Source organism: Aquabacterium commune (assembly GCF_004362855.1).
GTDB classification, from domain to species: Bacteria; Pseudomonadota; Gammaproteobacteria; order Burkholderiales; family Burkholderiaceae_C; genus Aquabacterium; species Aquabacterium commune.
Map to the genome: position 1 here is coordinate 152,774 of NZ_SNXW01000007.1, position 15,916 is coordinate 168,689.

12 protein-coding genes are annotated in these 15,916 nt (G+C 68.2%); all 12 read right to left on the reverse strand.

Annotation, left to right across the window (positions count from 1 at the left end):
• Nucleotides 1-17: 17 nt before the first annotated feature.
• Nucleotides 18-920, reverse strand: a complete 903-nt coding sequence (locus tag EV672_RS12915; protein WP_133609869.1) for a prepilin-type N-terminal cleavage/methylation domain-containing protein — start codon at nucleotides 918-920, stop codon at nucleotides 18-20.
• Nucleotides 917-1,417, reverse strand: a complete 501-nt coding sequence (locus tag EV672_RS12920) for a prepilin-type N-terminal cleavage/methylation domain-containing protein (protein WP_133609871.1) — start codon at nucleotides 1,415-1,417, stop codon at nucleotides 917-919. Before EV672_RS12920 ends, EV672_RS12915 begins: the two co-directional genes overlap by 4 nt.
• Nucleotides 1,407-1,895, reverse strand: coding sequence for a pilus assembly FimT family protein (locus tag EV672_RS12925; RefSeq protein ID WP_243738681.1), 489 nt, complete (start codon nucleotides 1,893-1,895; stop codon nucleotides 1,407-1,409). Before EV672_RS12925 ends, EV672_RS12920 begins: the two co-directional genes overlap by 11 nt.
• Before the next feature lie 16 nt (nucleotides 1,896-1,911).
• Nucleotides 1,912-4,635, reverse strand: a complete 2,724-nt coding sequence (locus EV672_RS12930) for a DUF8613 domain-containing protein (protein WP_133609874.1) — start codon at nucleotides 4,633-4,635, stop codon at nucleotides 1,912-1,914.
• A 173-nt stretch (nucleotides 4,636-4,808) separates the two neighbouring features.
• Nucleotides 4,809-5,213 carry a type II secretion system protein gene (locus EV672_RS19270; protein WP_133609875.1) on the reverse strand — a complete coding sequence of 135 codons (405 nt, stop codon included), beginning with the start codon at nucleotides 5,211-5,213 and terminating at the stop codon, nucleotides 4,809-4,811.
• 60 nt (nucleotides 5,214-5,273) lie between these two features.
• Nucleotides 5,274-6,539, reverse strand: a complete 1,266-nt coding sequence (locus tag EV672_RS12940; protein WP_133609877.1) for a type II secretion system F family protein — start codon at nucleotides 6,537-6,539, stop codon at nucleotides 5,274-5,276.
• A gap of 16 nt (nucleotides 6,540-6,555) precedes the next feature.
• Nucleotides 6,556-8,262 carry a GspE/PulE family protein gene (locus EV672_RS12945; RefSeq protein ID WP_133609878.1) on the reverse strand — a complete coding sequence of 569 codons (1,707 nt, stop codon included), beginning with the start codon at nucleotides 8,260-8,262 and terminating at the stop codon, nucleotides 6,556-6,558.
• Nucleotides 8,263-8,270: 8 nt separating this feature from the next.
• On the reverse strand, nucleotides 8,271-10,193 hold the full coding sequence (gene mshL / locus EV672_RS12950) for a pilus (MSHA type) biogenesis protein MshL (protein WP_243738682.1): 1,923 nt from the start codon (nucleotides 10,191-10,193) through the stop codon (nucleotides 8,271-8,273).
• Complete coding sequence (locus EV672_RS12955; protein WP_133609880.1) at nucleotides 10,190-10,855, reverse strand: hypothetical protein; 666 nt, start codon at nucleotides 10,853-10,855, stop codon at nucleotides 10,190-10,192. The genes mshL and EV672_RS12955 overlap by 4 nt, the downstream gene beginning before the upstream one ends.
• Nucleotides 10,852-11,697 carry a hypothetical protein gene (locus EV672_RS12960; RefSeq protein ID WP_133609882.1) on the reverse strand — a complete coding sequence of 282 codons (846 nt, stop codon included), beginning with the start codon at nucleotides 11,695-11,697 and terminating at the stop codon, nucleotides 10,852-10,854. Before EV672_RS12960 ends, EV672_RS12955 begins: the two co-directional genes overlap by 4 nt.
• Nucleotides 11,694-13,220 carry a type IV pilus biogenesis protein PilM gene (locus tag EV672_RS12965; RefSeq protein ID WP_133609883.1) on the reverse strand — a complete coding sequence of 509 codons (1,527 nt, stop codon included), beginning with the start codon at nucleotides 13,218-13,220 and terminating at the stop codon, nucleotides 11,694-11,696. The genes EV672_RS12960 and EV672_RS12965 overlap by 4 nt, the downstream gene beginning before the upstream one ends.
• A gap of 222 nt (nucleotides 13,221-13,442) precedes the next feature.
• Nucleotides 13,443-15,830: a DUF1631 family protein gene (locus EV672_RS12970; RefSeq protein WP_133609885.1), complete on the reverse strand. Its 2,388-nt coding sequence runs from the start codon at nucleotides 15,828-15,830 to the stop codon at nucleotides 13,443-13,445.
• Nucleotides 15,831-15,916: the final 86 nt, after the last annotated feature.

The following is a 15,916-nucleotide window of genomic DNA, read 5'->3' on the forward strand; positions in this document are numbered from 1 at the left end:
TTTCGAAGGCGATGCGCTCAGGGCGCGTTGGAGACGTGCGCACCCATCGTCAGGTGAACGGCCTCCGCGTTGCGGGACAGGTCCAGGTCCAGCAGCAGGTAGCCGCTTTGCTGGGTGGAACCCTGGTTCGGGTTGTAAGTCACCGTGCAGTTCACGATGCCCTTGAGGATCACGTCCGCGCCCGCCACGCTCGGGCAGGCCGCCGGGTAGGTCGGGTTGAAGCCGTAGTTCTTCAGGCGGTAGAGCACGCCCTTGCCATTGCCGGCGGTGTCGGTGCTGCCATCGGCGCCACTGCACACGTAAAACACCGCACGCTGGTTGTTGGGCACGACGAGGTAGCGCCCGCCGTCGTAGCCCTGGGAGAACTGCTTGGCGTTGATGCTGATGCGGTGTGCGCCCATCCAGGCTGCCGGTGCCGCCGCAAAGCCGGTGATGGCCGACCGGTTGTAGCCGTCATAGACATCGTTGCTGTTCTGGTTGTTGACGACGATCCAATCCCCGATGGCGGGCGTGAGGGGCAAGGCGCTCAGGCTGTCGAAGACCGAGGTGGACTGGGTCGTGTCCAGCGGCGCGGAACAGGTCGTGCTGGGCGAACAACCGGCGCTGTCGTGCCCGGGCGAGGTGTCAGCGGCCATGCGGTAGCGGCCACCGGCCACCGCGGGGATCAGCTCGAAGCACTTGTTGGTGGACGGCGCGCGGATGGAGTTGGGCACGGCGCGCTGGACGTCGTTGACCATGCGGCGCACCGCCGTGTCCGCCTCGTCGGTCATTTGCGCGCGCAGCTTGACCGCGCCGTACGACTGCACGCTCGGGCCCACGATGGACGCCACGCCCGCGGCGACCACCGCGACCAGCACCATCACGACCACCAGTTCGATGATGGTCAGGCCGCGCTGTGAGGCCGGACGGGCGCCCATCATGATGCGTAGTCCGTGCGCCAGCCGACCAGGACGTAGTTCTCGGTGCCCCGCGTCACGGTCACGGTGATCTTGCGTGCCGCCGTCACGCCATTGAGCGTGGTCGCCACCACATCGACTTTCAGCGAGTAGCCATCGAGCGCCGCGATCGCCACGCCATCGACGTCGCAGATCTTGCCGGTCGTGGTGTGGCCGTTGTAGGCCGCCACGTCGTAGAACTGGTTGCGCGCACAGCCGACCGACGCGCTGGTCGCCGTCGAGTTGTAAGGCTTGAGCAGGATCTCTTCCATGATTTCGTCGGCCACCACCTGGCTCTGCTTGACCTGCATGGGGTCGGCGCTGTTGCGCACGCTCATGCTGAAGGCCGACAACAGCCCCGCCACGCCCACGCCGATGACGACGATGGCGACCACCATTTCGATGATGGTGAAGCCACGCTGCGCCACGCGTGCGGTGAACACCGGCGCGCGAGAGGCCTTTTTCGAGGCCTCACTCCGCATGGCCGGTCTCCCCGGTGATGGCGATGGCCGTGCCCACGCCCGTGATGGTCACGGTGCGTGCGGACACGGTGGCGCCTGCGCCGTCGGTGGTGGTGCGGCCGTCGGGCTGGAAATAGATGGTGCCCGCGGGTGACACGGCCGTCTGGGTGCTGCCGCTGCCGCTGGTGGCGAACACGCCGGTGCTGCGCGGCCCGATGAGGTCGGTGTCGCAGGCCGTGGCCGGGTTGACCGAGGCAATTTGCAGGGAGATTTGCGTGTCGCTGACGGTGGCGCACACCAGCCTGCGGTGCGACACCGCCGACTTCTGTGCGAAGCGCAGGCCGGACAGCAGCCCGTCGCGCCAGATGTCATCGCGCACGTTCGTGGCCACGTCCAGCTTGGGCAGGGCCACCGCCGCCAGGATGCTGGCCAGGATGATCACCATGACCAGCTCGACCATGGTGTAGCCGCGGCCACACTGGCGCTCGAGAGGGTTCACATGGCGTCGTCCTGGCTCAAAACACATTGCGGATGTTGACGGTCTTCTTCGATTCCGGAGAGTACACCCCGAACGAAGCGCGCGCCTTGGGGTTGCACACCGTGTTGGTCCCGCAGGCGTCGTCCAGGGACTGCAACCACGGCAGGTTGGCGCCCGAGGCCGTCAGGTCCAGCTCGACGTCCACGGTGCCGGTCTTGCCCGCACCTGGCGCCGTCAGCGTCAACTTGCCCACGCCACCCGTCAGGGTCACAGACGAAGCCGTGGTGGCCCAGGCCGACGACACCGCACCGGCGTGCGACTTGTAGGCATTGCGCTTGAGGGCACCGGTCGTCACCACCGAGGCGTTGGTGCAACTGTCGTTCGAGGCCGTCCACGACTTGCCCGTCCAGTACTGCACCTGGATGGGCATGTCGAGCACGGACTTCTCGGAGCCAAAGGCGTTCGACAGCTTGATGCGGCCGCTGCGCACCAGCACCGCAGGCGTGCTCTTGACGGTGTTGACGTCGGCGTCCGAAGCGGTGAGGGTGACGGTGTCAGGCGCCGACAGCTTGTTCGTCATGCCGTAAGTGATGGTGCCACTGCCCGAGCCGTTGGCGAAGGCCGTGGCGGCCAACACGGGGCTGCCACCCAAGGTGCCGCTGTTGGCGCCACCGGCCGTGGCGATGCTCACGCTGTTGGCCAGACGGTCCGTGGGGCTGGCCGCCGTGCCGTCGTAGTTTTGCGTGATCACGCCGTCGGCGTTCAGGGCCGTGACGGTGACGTCGATGGGTTGACCGGCATAGGCAAAAGCGATGTTGCTGGCACCTTCTGTGGCCGAGCAACGCGGGGTGGCGCTCAGACCGAACTTGGCGGGCACCAGGCGCAAGCCCGGAGGCACGGTGTCGGTCAGCTTGCCTTCGACCGACTTGCCTGAGCCCAGGTAGTCGGCCAGCGACGCCACGAAGTCCAGCGAGCCCACCTCGTCCCAGGACAGGGTCAGCAGCGAAATGCCGTTGTTGAAACTGATCAGGCCCATCGCCAGGTCAGGGTTGTTCTTGAGCGCAGCGCCCGCAGGCTTGAGCAATGCCTTGGTGAGGTTCACCGCACCCAGGCCCGGCTCGGCGCCAAAGTTCTTCAAGATGGCCCCCGCCTTGTTCAAGGCCGTGATGCGCAGCTGGAAATCACCCCCGGCCGCCAGCTTCGGGTTGGTCAGCACGATGTTGCCACCGATGACCGGCTCGACCTTGAGTGCCGCCGGCACCACCGTGGTCACCACGCTGTTCTTCACGCCCAGCAGGCTGCTGAGGGTGCCTGACAAGCCCGTGACGGTGACGTCCAGTTGCACCTGACCCGAATCGGCATAGCTGAAGGTGTTGGTGCCCACGGCCGAGCTGACGCCCGTGGTCAGGCCGGTGATGGCCGAGCCGCTGGTCAGCGTTTTCAGCGTGCTGCTGCTGCCGGAGCTGAGCAAGGTGGCCACGGTGGTGTTCGTGGCCACGCCGTACTTTGCCGTGACGGTGGACGTCAGGCTGCCCGAGCCCGAGGGCGAGGTGCACGCGCCGAACAGGTTCTCTGACACCAGGGTCGCGGTCAGCGTCTGCGGGTCACCGGCGATGCCTGCGGGCAAGGAGAGCAACAAACCGGTCTTGTTGGCCGTGAAGGCGCACGCACTGCTGCCCACCAAAGTGCCGAAGGCGCACATCGACGACGCGGCCGCGACCGGCACCGACGTGGCGGCGGTGTTCCAGGTGGTCGAGCTGCCCCAGTTGGACGGCATGCTCACCGACAAGTCGCCCGAATAGGCCGAGCCGCTGGCGATGCTGTAGGCCACCGCGCGCGAGGCGCCGCCGTCCGAGCGCGTGAAGTTCACCGTGCCCGTCACGCCCTTGGTGTAAAGGGTGGTGCAGGCCGCGTTGGCGCAGGCACGCACTTTGAAGGTGTTGTTCTGGCAGGTCAGGCCCGAAGCGTTGCTGGCCACCACCTCGACGTGGTCCAGCACCATCAAGGGCGCGCCATCGGTGTTGTCGTCGTAGCTCAGGTTGTCGATGCTGAGGTTGCGGTTGTCCCAGGAGCACAGGAACCAGAACGCGCAGACCTGGTGGCGCACGGCCGTCAGTTGCACCGAGGTCACCAGCACGCCGGCGGGCGGGGTGTACACGACCCGCACGGACTGGGTCTCGTTCACCTGCCCCGTCAGACCGAGCAGGACGTTGAAGAAGCCCTGGAAGAAGTTGACGGTGTCGTAGCCGCCCACGCAGGTGGTGCTGGCGTCCGGGCAGTTGGTGAGCGTGCGGTAGTCACCATTGCTCAGGTTGATGCGGATGGTGTTGTCGCTGTCGCCCGTGCCCAGGTGCCACAGGAAGCTGACGTAGCCCGTGCCATTGGTGAAGCTGAGCTGCGTTTGCGATGAGCCACTGGTGCCCGACGCCACGCGTGCGAATTTGCTGGCAAAACCGGTGGGCGCAGGGCTGGCCGTCGTCGTGGTGCTCCAGCCCCCACCGCCCGTGGCCGACGTGCTGCCTTGCGTCACACCGGCGGTGTTGGTCAGCAAGGTGGTGTCGAAGTCCACCGTCTTGAGGTTGGCCGAGGTGTAGGCCTGCGGGCTGAAGCCCGTCTGACTGGGCACCAGCACCTTGAGCGTGCCCGCGGTGGTGGCCGCAGCCTGCGCCAGCGTTGCACAGCAGCCCAAGGCCAGGCCCACGGCCACGCCCTGGCTGGCGGACTTCAACCGCCCCAGCACTTGCTTGAACAACGCACTCATCTTGGCACCTCTTGGCTTGACATGGATCACGTCGTCACTGTGCTGGCGGGTTCGCCCCTTGTCCAGACGGTAACGATGTGTAACCGAGGCATATGACCGGCTGCTTTGAAAAAATTGAACAAAGACGCAGAAAGCCCGGCACCCGCGGCCCGGCCTTCCGCGCAAGCTCAGGCTCAGTTGCCTGCGCCGATGCCGGTGAACTTCGCGGTCGGGGCGTAGTCGGCCATGGACAGCACGCACTCGGCGGTGGCGCCGTTGGTGGCCAGCGCGGCCGCGGTCACGGTGAACTTGGTGGGCAGGCCGCCTTGCAGGATGGCGGTGAGCTTGTTGCAGTCATCGACCTTCGTGCACTTGGCGGCATCGGCACCGGCGGTCTTGTGGCCCGTCGCCGAGCAACCGGCGTAGTTCAGCGACATGGCGCTGGAGGCGGTGCCTGCCATGCCGTCCAGTGCCGACTGCTGTGCATCGGACTTGAGGTCCAGGAACTTGGGCAGGGCGGTGGCGGCCAGGATGCCCAGGATGACGATGACCACGATCAGCTCGATCATGGTGAAGCCGGCTTGACGACGTTGTTGCATGGTGAAGACCTCGTGCGGGTGGGGAAAAAAGAAAGCTGTCTTGGTTTTCGGCATGTGCGATCAATGCTTGATGGTGGCGCGGCCCATTTCCCACATCGGCATGAACACGCCAAGTGCCAACAACAGCACGATTGCGCCCAGAAAGATCACCAGGATGGGTTCGATCTGCTGGGCCAGGGTTTTCAGGGAATACTCGACTTCGCTGCCATAGACCTCGCCGATCTCGTCCAGCAGCTCGTCGAGCATGCCGGTCTCTTCGCCGATGGCCAGCATCTGCAGCACCATGGGCGTGAACACGCCCGTGGCCACGGCCGCGCGGGTGAGCGAGTCGCCCCGCGTGATGGCCTCGCGCATGCCGTCGATGCGGGCGCTGATGTATTTGTTGTCGGCCGTTTGCGCCACGCTGGTGAGGGCGCGCTCCAGTGGTACGCCGCTGCGCAGCGACAGCGAAAAGGCGCGGGCAAAGCGCGACAGCGCCGCCTGCGTGACGATGGGCCCGACCAGGGGCATGTTGATGAGCAGGCGGTCCCAGACCATGCGGCCTTCGACCGAGGCGATCCACTGCTTGAACAGGAAGGCGCCGGCCACCGCCCCACCCAGCAGCCACCAACCGTAATTGAGCGTGAGGTTGGAGCTGGCGATCAGGATTTTCGTGGGCACCGGCAGGTTGGCGCCCAGGCTCTTGAACACGCCTTCGAAGGCGGGCACCACCATCACGTTGATGACGGTGATCGCGCCGACCATGGCCATGATGACGAAGCTGGGGTAGCGCAGGGCCGACTTGACCTGCTGCTTCATGAACTGTTCGAAATCCAGGTGCTTGTACAGGCGCATGAAGACCTGGTCGATCTGGCCCGAGGCCTCGCCCACCTTGATCATGGCCACGTAAAAGCTGTCGAAAATCTTCGGGTGCGTGGCCACCGAGGTGGCCAGGTCCACGCCCGACTCCAGGCTGCGGCGCAGGTCCAGGATGACGGCCTTCATGGCCGGGTTGGTCGTGGTTTCCTGCAAACCCGCCAGCGCCCGCAAGATGGGCACGCCGGCCTTGAGCAGGGTGTGGATCTGTCGGCTGAAGAGCATCACGTCCGAGCGCTCCACCTTGGGCGCAAAGAGCTGGATGCCCTGCTTGCCGCCCAGGTCCACCATGCTGCCGCCCACGCCCAGGTTGCTGGCCAGTGCGGCGGCGGTGGCGGCATCGGCCGAAATCTTCACCGGGATGAGGCCTTTGCTCTTGAGGATGGCGGCCACCTGCGCGGTGGTCGCGGCCTCCTGCACGCCTTCGACCTGGCCGTAGGGCCCGCGGGCTTTGTAAACGAAGCGTCCCATCTCGGTGCACCCTGCCTCAGTCGATCTGTGCGCTCACGCCCATGGCCTCGGCCACGGTGGTGCGCCCGCTCAAGGCCAGGCGCACGGCGTCGCGGCGCAAGGTGTTGCCGGCCATCTGCTCGCGCGCGGCCTTGGAGAAGGCCGTCGGGTCCTGCGCGCTCATGGCGTCCACCAGGGGCAGCGTCATCTGCAGGAATTCATAGACGCCGGTGCGGCCCTTGTAGCCGGTCTGGTTGCACTCGGGGCAGCCTGGTCCGTGGGAGACGCCGCTGGTGTCCACCTCGGCGCCCAGCTCGTTCTTGAGCCACACCAGCTCCTGCGGCGTGGGCTCGCAGTGGGTGGTGCACATGGGGCAGATGGTGCGCACCAGGCGCTGCGCCACCACGAGTTGCAGCGACAGCGCCACCATCCACTGCGGCACGCCCATGTCGATGAGGCGGGCGGGTGTGGAGGACGCGTCGTTGGTGTGCAGGGTGGACAGCACCAGGTGGCCGGTCATGGCCGCGCGCATGCCGATTTCGGCGGTGGTCTTGTCGCGCATTTCGCCCACCAGGATGACGTCCGGGTCCTGGCGCAAGGCGGAGCGCAGGATGCGCTCGAAGGTCATGTCGATCTTGTCGTGCACCTGCACCTGGTTGAGGCCGGGCAGGCGGTACTCGACCGGGTCTTCGACGGTGATGATCTTGCGCTCGGTGCTGTTGAGCGCGTTGAGTGCGGCGTACAGCGTGGTCGTCTTGCCCGAGCCGGTGGGCCCGGTCACCAGGATCATGCCGGCCGGCTTGGCGATCGCTGCGGTCAGGGCGTTGCGCATGCCCGCGGGCATCTGCAGCTTGTTGAGGTCGAGCATGCCGGTGCTCTGGCTCAACAAACGCATCACCACCGATTCACCGTGCTGCGAGGGCAGCGTGGAGATGCGCACATCGACGTTGCCGTCCTTGAGGCGCACGGCGAAGCGGCCGTCCTGCGGCAGGCGCTTCTCCGAGATGTCCAGGCCCGACATGAGCTTGAGGCGCAGGGCCACGGCGCTGGCGATCTTGGCATCGGCCTCGGTCTGCACGTGCAGCACGCCGTCGATGCGGAAGCGGATGCGCAGGATCTTTTCCTGCGGCTCGATGTGGATGTCGGAGGCGCGCATGCGCAGGGCCTGCTCGAACACCGAGTACAGCAGGCGCACCACGGGCGCGTCTTCGTTGCTGGTCGAGTCGATGCCCAGCAGGTCGCCCAGGTCGCTCTCGATGCCGGCGAGTTCGCTGGTCAACTCGCGCGCCAGGCCTTCGATTTCCTTGGTGCTGCGGTAGGCGCGGTCCAGCGCCGTCAGCAGGTGCGACTCGGTCACCACGGCGATGTCCACGTTGCGCTTGAGCAAGCGGGCGATCTCGTCGTAGGCGTAGATGTCGGTCGGGTCGGCCATCCCGATCATCAGGCCGGCCGGGGTTTCGTCCAGCACGATGGCGCGCATGCGGCGTGCGTGGGTTTCGGGCAGCAGTTGCGCCAGCTCGGGCTTGAGCGGGAAGTGCACCAGGTCCACGAAGGGCGCATGGATCTGCCGCGCCACGGCCTTGGCGATCTGGGCCTCGGTCAACCACTCGCGGTCGATGAGCACGCGGCCCAGCTTGCGCCCGCTGTTGCGCTGCTCCTGCAAGGCTTCCTGCAGTTGCGCATCGGTGATCAGGCCGGCCTGAACCAGCAGGTCGCCGAGTCGGAATTTCTGGGGCACGGGCATGTCGGACCTCACTGCGGCTTGAGCATGACGGGATCGGGCTGGTCGCCCTCGAAACCGTTGCCGTCGTCACCGATCACGGTGGGTTTGATCAACACCACCAGCTCGCGCTTGAAACGGGTCGAGTCGCGTTGCTTGAACAGGTTGCCGAACACCGGCACCTCGCTGACACCCGGCACGCCGGAGCGGTCGGACGTGGCCTGCTGCGTCATCAAGCCGCCGATGGCAACGATCTGGCGGTCCATCACCCGCACGATGCTGTCGGTCTCGCTGATGGAGGCCACCGGCAAGGGCAAGGAGTAGGAACCTTGCAGGCCGAGGGTGAGGTCCTTGTTGCGCTCGGTGACGACGCTGATGGACGGGTGCACGTGCAGCATGATGGCGCCCGAGGCGTCGATCTGCGGGGTCACGTCCAGCACGATGCCGCTGAAGAAGGGCTTGAGCTCCACCGTGGGCACGGCCGAGGTGTTGCTGGTGTTGCCGGTGGTGGTGACCGACTGCACCGCCGTCACGTTGACCACGTAGAGCTCGTCGCTGCCGACCTTGAGCACGGCCTTCTGGTTGTTCAGCGTGGCGATGCGCGGGCTGGACAGCACCTGCACCTCGCCCTGGGTTTCCAGGAAGTTCAGCAGGGCCGAGAAGTTGGCCGCCTGGAAGGCCAGGCCGTAGAAGCCTTTGCCCAGCGCCGTGGTGGTGATGCTGGCGCCCGGGTTGATCGTCACACCCGGTGCGCTGATGGCGCCCGTGCCGCTGATGGTGGCGCCCGGCGCGACGATGCCGATGCCGGCTTTGTGGCCGCTGGCGTTGCCGCGGAAGAGCTGCCAGTTGATGCCGGCCTGGCTTTCCGTTTTCAGCGAGACCTCGATGATCTTGGCCTCCAGCATCACCTGGCGTTCGATGGTCAGCTGCACGGCCTTGAGGTAGTCGCCCACATGGCGCAACTCGGCGGGGGTGGCACGCACCACGATCACGCCGGACCCGGCGTTCAGCACCACGCCACGGCCATCGGCGCTGCCTACCATGCTGGTCAAAGAAGTCTGGACGTCGCGCCAGAAATCGGCGTCCGAGGAGGTGCGCACCTGCGCGGTGTTGTCGCCCTGCACATTGCCCGCACCCTGGGGGTTGCTGCTGAGGGTGCTGCCCGTGCTGCCCGGCGTGCCAGGGGTGCTGCGGTTGGTGGAGATGGAGGTGGAGCTCACGCGCAGGGACGAATCGCCCTGGCGGCGGCCTGGCAGGTAGTTGACACGGAAGATGCGCGTCTGCACGGTGTTCGGATAGACGAAGACGCGGCTGCCCGAGTAGCGGAAGTCGTAGCCGTAGAGCTCGCGCAGGGCCTCCAGGGCCTCGGGCAGGCTGGTGCCGCGCAGGTTGAGCGTGACGTTGCCCGAGACCTCGGGCGGCACCAGCACGGTGAAGCCCGAGCCCGCGCCCAGCTGCAGGAAGACCTGCGCGGCCGGCGCGTTGTTGACGACGAGGTCGAAGCGGGTGGTGTCGCGTGCGGGGTCGCGTGCAGCGGCAGGGCTGGCCGCCACGTTGGTGGCCGCGCCGGCGTTCACGCTGGGTGCGGGCAGGATGGCGGCGGGCAAGGCTTGCTGGGCGCCGGTCGCGCTCGGCAAAGCCTCGGAGCGGCGGCTGCGCGGGCTGGCTTTGGCCAGGCGGGCGCTGCTGCGCTCCAGGCTGGAGGGCACCAGCGGCACCGCGTCCAGCGAGGGGTCAGGCACGGGCTCGGCCACGGGCGCGGCCAACGGTGCGCTCACCGGGGCCCCCAACGGCGCGCGGGCGTCCAGGCTGGCCAGGTTGAAGCTCAGGCGGGCGTTGTCACCGGCGAAATCGGCATCGGCTGGGGTGACCACGCGGCGCTTGCCGGCCCAGCCCAGGCTGGGGTCGCACAAGGTCAGGGTGACCAGGGCCACGGCGGTGAGGAGCTGCTTCATGGCGTGTCCTTGTCGGGGCGGGCCCCGTTCTGCAGAGAGGGGAAAGCGTTGGCCTGGCCTTGCGGCATGGCGGTGGGTGCGGCCTCCGGCTGGGCGGAGCCCCCAGGGGAGGCAGGGCCCTTGTCCTTTGCATGGTTCGCGCTGGGTGCGGAGGCCGCCCCTTCGGGCTGGCGCGCGAACAGCGACAAGCGGGCGGCGCCCTTGCCACTGCCCAGAAGCACACCGGTGGCGTCGATGGCCGTGAGGGTCGCGCCTTGCACTTTGTCACCCACGCGGTACACCTCGCCGTCGATGATGGCGACGCTGCGGCCAGCGCCATTGCCCAGCATCACCGACGTCAGCCGGTGGCGGGGCTTCGGGGGCGGTGGGGGCGCGGCGCGCGTGGCGGCCTCGCCGGCAGACTCACCGGCCAAGGCGCCCGCGGGCACGCCGGCCTGACGCAGCAGGGCGGCAGTGGCCGGGTTGAGCCCGGCGGCACCCGGGCTGGGCGCGGCGTTGCGAGGCAGCACGTAGGGCGCGCGGGTCGGGTCGGCCAGTTGGGCCAGGGTGGGCGACGGTGTGCTCACGGCAGCCAGGGCACCCACCGCGGCCACGGTGGCCAGGGCCACCGACACGGCGCGCTGCGCCCGCAGCGTCTGTGCGAAGGAAGGGGGGCGCGTCATGGTGCAGAGATCTCCAGGGGCACGGCATCGGGGCTGAGCGTGATCACGCGCACCGACAGGAACAGTCGCTGCTCTTCGTCCAGCTCCAGACGCAGGCCGGACCACAGCAGCCGGCGCGGCAGGCGCTCGATGCTGGCCAGCCATTCGTAGAGGTCGTTGAAGCCGCCGGTCACGCGCACGTCCAGGCCGTGCCGGTACATGCCGGGCACGTCCTGCACGCCCGGCGTCAGCTTGGCCGTGTCCTCTGGCGACAGGGTCTTCATCGACACCAGGCGCACGCCGTCAGTGCGCGCCAGCAGGCCTTGCAGCACCTGGCGCATCTCGCGCGCGGGCACCAGACCGCTCTGGAAGGAGTCGATGTCCTTCTTCTGGCCGGCCACGCGCTGGCGCACCGCCTCGACCTCGTCCTTGAGCTGGGCGGTCATCGCCTGGATGTCGTTGCTGACGCGCTGGTTCTCAGCACGCTTGCTGTTGAGCTCGGAGCGCACCTTGTTGTAGCGCGCCGAGGTTTGTTTGAAGCTGGCGTAAGAAGGGCCAATCAGCAAGGTGTCCGAGATGAACCAGGCGATGGCGACGGCACCCAGCACCAACAGCCTGCGCTCGCTGGCCGTGCGGGCGGCGTGGGCACGCTTGAGGCGACGCCAGTGGCGCAAGGCCAGACCCGTCCACTCCTGCCAGCTGGCGGTCAAGGCCGGCACAGCGGCCAGCGCCGAGGCAGACTTCTGGGATGCCGGGGACGCCGATGCCCGCGCCATGCCCTCGGGCGGAGGGGTGGTGGGCCCTTTCTGGCGCCGCAAAGCCGCCAGGCCTGCGGTGACGCGTGCGGGCAAGGCGAACTTCATGGGCGGGCCCCTTCCTTGCCATCCGCCGCATCGGCCGAAGACGCCGCGGCGGCCGCACCGTTGGCACGTGCACGCAGGCTGAATTCGCTGACGTTCGCGTGGGCCGTCTGCTCGCTGGTGGCGAGGGATTTGATCTCCAGCTGCGCAAAGCGCCGACCGCGGAACAGCTGCTCGGCGGCCAGGTGCTCCAGGTACACCGGCAGTTGACGCGGGTCGGTCATGCGGCCGCGCAGCTCGACGTCCAGGCCGTTGGGCTGCACCGTCAGCCCGGTGATCCACAGCGAGCCCTGGCTCTGGCGCGACAAGGCCTTGAGGTAGCCCGAGTAGCTGCCCACCGCCTCGGCAGACATCCGCGTGAGCGCATCCTTGATGGCACGCTGGCGCTGCTCGGTTTCGCGCAGTTCTTCCAGCTCGACCAGGATGCGCGGGCGCGGCGCGGTGCCCGTGGTCGTGCCACCCAGGCCAGCCACCGACTTCTCCAGCTCATCGGCCAGGCGCTGCTGGCGCATGCCCCACAGGTTCAAACCGACGGATGCCACCACGGCCACGGCCACGAGGGCCCCGGCCCAGGTCGCGCCCTTCTCCAGGCCCCAGGAAGGCTCGGCCAGCGCACCCTGCGGCAGCTGCATCGAAATCTGCAAGACGCCACGGCGCTCCGACCAAGGCCGCAGCGCAGCCCCGATCGCGCACAGTTCGTTGAACGAAGCCACCTGACCGATGCGCTCGCCCTGCTCGCCCATGCGACTCAGGTCGAGGTGCTCGGACAGCTGCAGGCACTTCAGGGGCTGATAGACCAGATCGCGCAGCACCTCGATGGCGTTCTCGAAGCCTTGCGGCAGCGCCACCGACACATGCGCCAGCACGACCTGGCTGTGGATGCGCTCGAAGGTGTCCAGGGTGCGCAGGATTTCCAGGCCGGCGCGGCCGATGGCGGCGCTGCGGCTGCCCTCGTCCTGGGTGTCCGACGACAGCGCCACCTCGATGGTGCGCGCCATCAGCAACTCGCCCTGGAAGGTCACGACCAGCACGCTGTAGTGCTCGCCGAACACCATCAGGGCGTGGGCCTTGCCATCTTCCTCGCCCAGGGCGCAGATGTTGCGCAGGGCGGTCTCAGGCACCTCGATGGCCGACCAGACCATGCCCTCGTCGGCGGCTTCGGTGTCCAGCTGCAAGGCTTGCTGGTGCGAACACATCAGCACGATGCTGGCGTTGCTGGCGCGCAGCTGGGTCGCTTCCGGCACGGCCAGCAGCTGCAGCACGGCGTCATCGACGGGGTATTCGACCAGGTCGGACAGCTGCCAGCGCAGGGCCTCGGCCCACTCCTCGCGGGGCACGTCGGGGGCTTCGGTGGCGGCCAGGCTGTACTGACCGCGGTCCAGCACCAGGGCGGTCGCGGGCACGCGGCGCTTCCACTCGCGCTGCAGCACGTGGATCACGTCTGCCTGGGTGTCGGCGTGCTGGGTGAACAGGCGGCTGAGCACAGGCAAGCCGTCCTCGGCGGTTTCCACGGATGCGCAGGACACGAGCGAGCCCGACCGGGCTGCCCCGACCATGTCTGCGCGTTCGATCCGTTTCCGTTTGAAAAGCATTCCGGCTCCAATGTCTGGCCATGCAATGCTCTCAAAAAGCCATTCCACCAAGTGGAAGGATAAGGACGCAGATCGTGTCTTATTTCTCGCAACTTGTCCCGGGGTGAGGCGGGTCACCGGGGGAGATGCAGGCGGGCCTGGCCGCGGGGGTCTGGCTCAGTTCAGCAGGCGCGCCGGGTCGGCGTCGAGCTTGGCCAGGGCCTGGCGGGTCGCGCGGGTGGTCAGCGACTCTTCCTCCAGCGGCAACAGCAGGCCGGCCTGCAGGAAGGCGCCCAGGCGGTGCATCTGGAACAGCACGCCCCGGCCCTGCGGCGTCACGAACAGGCTGAGCTGCTTGTTCAGGCCCTGCCAGGCCAGTTGCACCTGCTCGCGCCGGCCGCGGTAGTCGAGCTGGAACCAGGCGCCAATCTGCAACTCGCGGGCCCAGGCCTGCATGGCCGGCGTGGGCATGGTGCCGCCCTCGGCCACCACTTCGAGGTTCTCGGACTCGTGACCGGAGAGGTCGCGCAGGGTGTCGGCGTCCAGCTCCATGGCGGCGATGTCGGGCAGCAGTTCGTCCAGGGCTTCCAGGCGCTGCGTGACCTCGCGCAGGTGCGCCGAGGACAGCGGCGCCGAGCGCGCCGAAAACGCCGCGGCCAGGGCCGTGTTCAGGGCCTGGATGTGCGCGTCCTGCGCGTCGGCACCCAGACCGGCACGCACCATCCCCTCGCGCACCAGCTTGAGCAGCGGCGGCAGGCGGCGCAGCACCTCGGCGCGCTCCTCGCGCGAGGTCTTGGCGCTGGCCGACCAGATCAGGTCGGCGGCAGCGCGCTTGAGCTCGCGCGTGGCCTCGCTGGCCTGGCCCGTCTGCACGGCGCTGTGGGCCAGCACATCGGCCCAGACGCGGAAGAGGAACTCGCGCACGCCGTCGTGCACGGGCACGGTCTCCAGCATCTTGCGCAGCTCGATGGTGTACTGGATGGCCCAGGTCTCGCGCTGCTCGACCTGCTGCGCCAGGGACACGCCCATGCGGCTGGCCTGGTTCTGGTCACGGAAATAGGTTTCCAGGAAGCGCTCGAACTCGCCCAGCACGGTCTGGAAGACGCGCCGGCCGGTGTCGGGGTAGGCCTCGACCACCTGCACCACGCGCTTGATCTCGTCGTGCAAGGCGTCTTCGCTGTCGTGCTCGCCGGCCACGAAGCCCATCACGCAGGCGCCCATGCGGTCGATCAGCATGCGCGCCGGGTGGCTGGTGGCGGCGAAGAAATCGGGCTCGGTCACGGCCACGCGCAGCACCGGCATCTGCAGGCGCGCGAACCACACGCGGATCGCCGCGGGCAAGCGCTCTTCCTGCAGGATGGACTGGAACAGCAGGGCCACGATCTCGATGGTGGCGCGCTCCACCGGCGTGGCGGCGGCGTCTTTGAGGGCCTTCTGGCTGTGGCGCAGGTCCTGCAGGACGGCGTCCGGCGTGGCGGGCGCGGTGCCCGGCTGGGTGTCGGCCTGGCGGCGCACCACCTCGGTGACGCGCTGGATGGCCTGGCCCAGACCCGGCGACACCCTTGCAGCAGACGGCGACGCCTGACCCGAGGACGATGACGGCATCGGCGCCGTGGCCGCAAAACCCGGCACCTGGCGCGACACCAGCGCCGCCAGCTTGCCCAGCATGGCCTGCGACTGCAACTGGCCGCGCCCCATGGCCGGCGTCTGCGTCATCAAGCGGGTTTCTTCGTAAGGCCGGCCCAGCGGCTGCAAACCGCTGTTGCCCGCAGGGGCGGTGCGGGCCGGTGCGCCTGAATGTGTGCCCGAATGTGCGCCCCAATGTGCCCCTGAGTGCGCGAAACCAGCACCCCCGACGTCGTCCACATCGCCCGGCCGGGTCAACGCCACGCCCGCATCGCGCGCGCGGCGGATGAAAGGCCGCAGGTCGATCTCCGGGCGCACGCCCTGGTCGAGCAGCGCCTTGTTGGCCACGTGGTAGGCCTCTTGGGCCCACTGCGCCACCTCGTGCTGCAGCACGTTTTGCAAGGTCTGCCAATGCGCGGCGGCCAGGCCACCGTCGTGCCAGCTGTCCACCACGCCACGCGCCAGCCAGCCCACGCTGAGCACATCGACCTGGGTGCCGCTGGACTCCACCGGACCGCCCACGGCCTGCAGCCGCGCGTTGAGGTCGGTGTACTCGGAGCCGGTCAAGTCGGCCACCGCCTGCGCCAGCCGCGAGGCCGAGAGGTCGCGCTCCATGACGTGGTCGTCAACCAGCGTCAGGGGGATGTCCACGGCGTCCGCACCCGCCACCCGCGCGAGCAGGCTGCGGCCCAGGCGCAGGTCGCGCAAAGCCAGTTGCAAACGGGTGTCGAGGGCGGCTTCCCAGGCCGGCACGGCGCGGGGCAGGTCCAGCACCAGGTCGCGGCGGCGGGTGTAGAGGCCCGGTTCGGCCGACTGGCTGGCCAGCAGGCGGGCACCGTCGGTGCAAGCCTGCACCAGCCCATGCACCCCTTTGATCAGGGCATCCAGGTAACTGACGCGTGCGGTCAGCGCCAGGGCACGGTGGGGTCCCAGGGACATGAGGCGGTTCAGACGGTCAGCCCGCCCTCAACCCTGGAGGGACAAGACCCGGCAGGGGCAGGCAAGGCTGACGCGCAAAGTTCGAT

Excerpts from the sequence above, each read along its gene's own strand:
- EV672_RS19270 (WP_133609875.1), bottom strand. The coding sequence starts at position 5,213 with ATGCAACAACGTCGTCAAGCCGGCTTCACCATGATCGAGCTGATCGTG.
- EV672_RS12955 (WP_133609880.1), bottom strand. The coding sequence starts at position 10,855 with ATGACGCGCCCCCCTTCCTTCGCACAGACGCTGCGGGCGCAGCGCGCC.
- EV672_RS12970 (WP_133609885.1), bottom strand. The coding sequence starts at position 15,830 with ATGTCCCTGGGACCCCACCGTGCCCTGGCGCTGACCGCACGCGTCAGT.
- EV672_RS12915 (WP_133609869.1), bottom strand. The coding sequence starts at position 920 with ATGATGGGCGCCCGTCCGGCCTCACAGCGCGGCCTGACCATCATCGAA.
- EV672_RS12940 (WP_133609877.1), bottom strand. The coding sequence starts at position 6,539 with ATGGGACGCTTCGTTTACAAAGCCCGCGGGCCCTACGGCCAGGTCGAA.
- mshL (WP_243738682.1), bottom strand. The coding sequence starts at position 10,193 with ATGAAGCAGCTCCTCACCGCCGTGGCCCTGGTCACCCTGACCTTGTGC.
- EV672_RS12930 (WP_133609874.1), bottom strand. The coding sequence starts at position 4,635 with ATGAGTGCGTTGTTCAAGCAAGTGCTGGGGCGGTTGAAGTCCGCCAGC.
- EV672_RS12960 (WP_133609882.1), bottom strand. The coding sequence starts at position 11,697 with ATGAAGTTCGCCTTGCCCGCACGCGTCACCGCAGGCCTGGCGGCTTTG.
- EV672_RS12945 (WP_133609878.1), bottom strand. The coding sequence starts at position 8,262 with ATGCCCGTGCCCCAGAAATTCCGACTCGGCGACCTGCTGGTTCAGGCC.
- EV672_RS12920 (WP_133609871.1), bottom strand. The coding sequence starts at position 1,417 with ATGCGGAGTGAGGCCTCGAAAAAGGCCTCTCGCGCGCCGGTGTTCACC.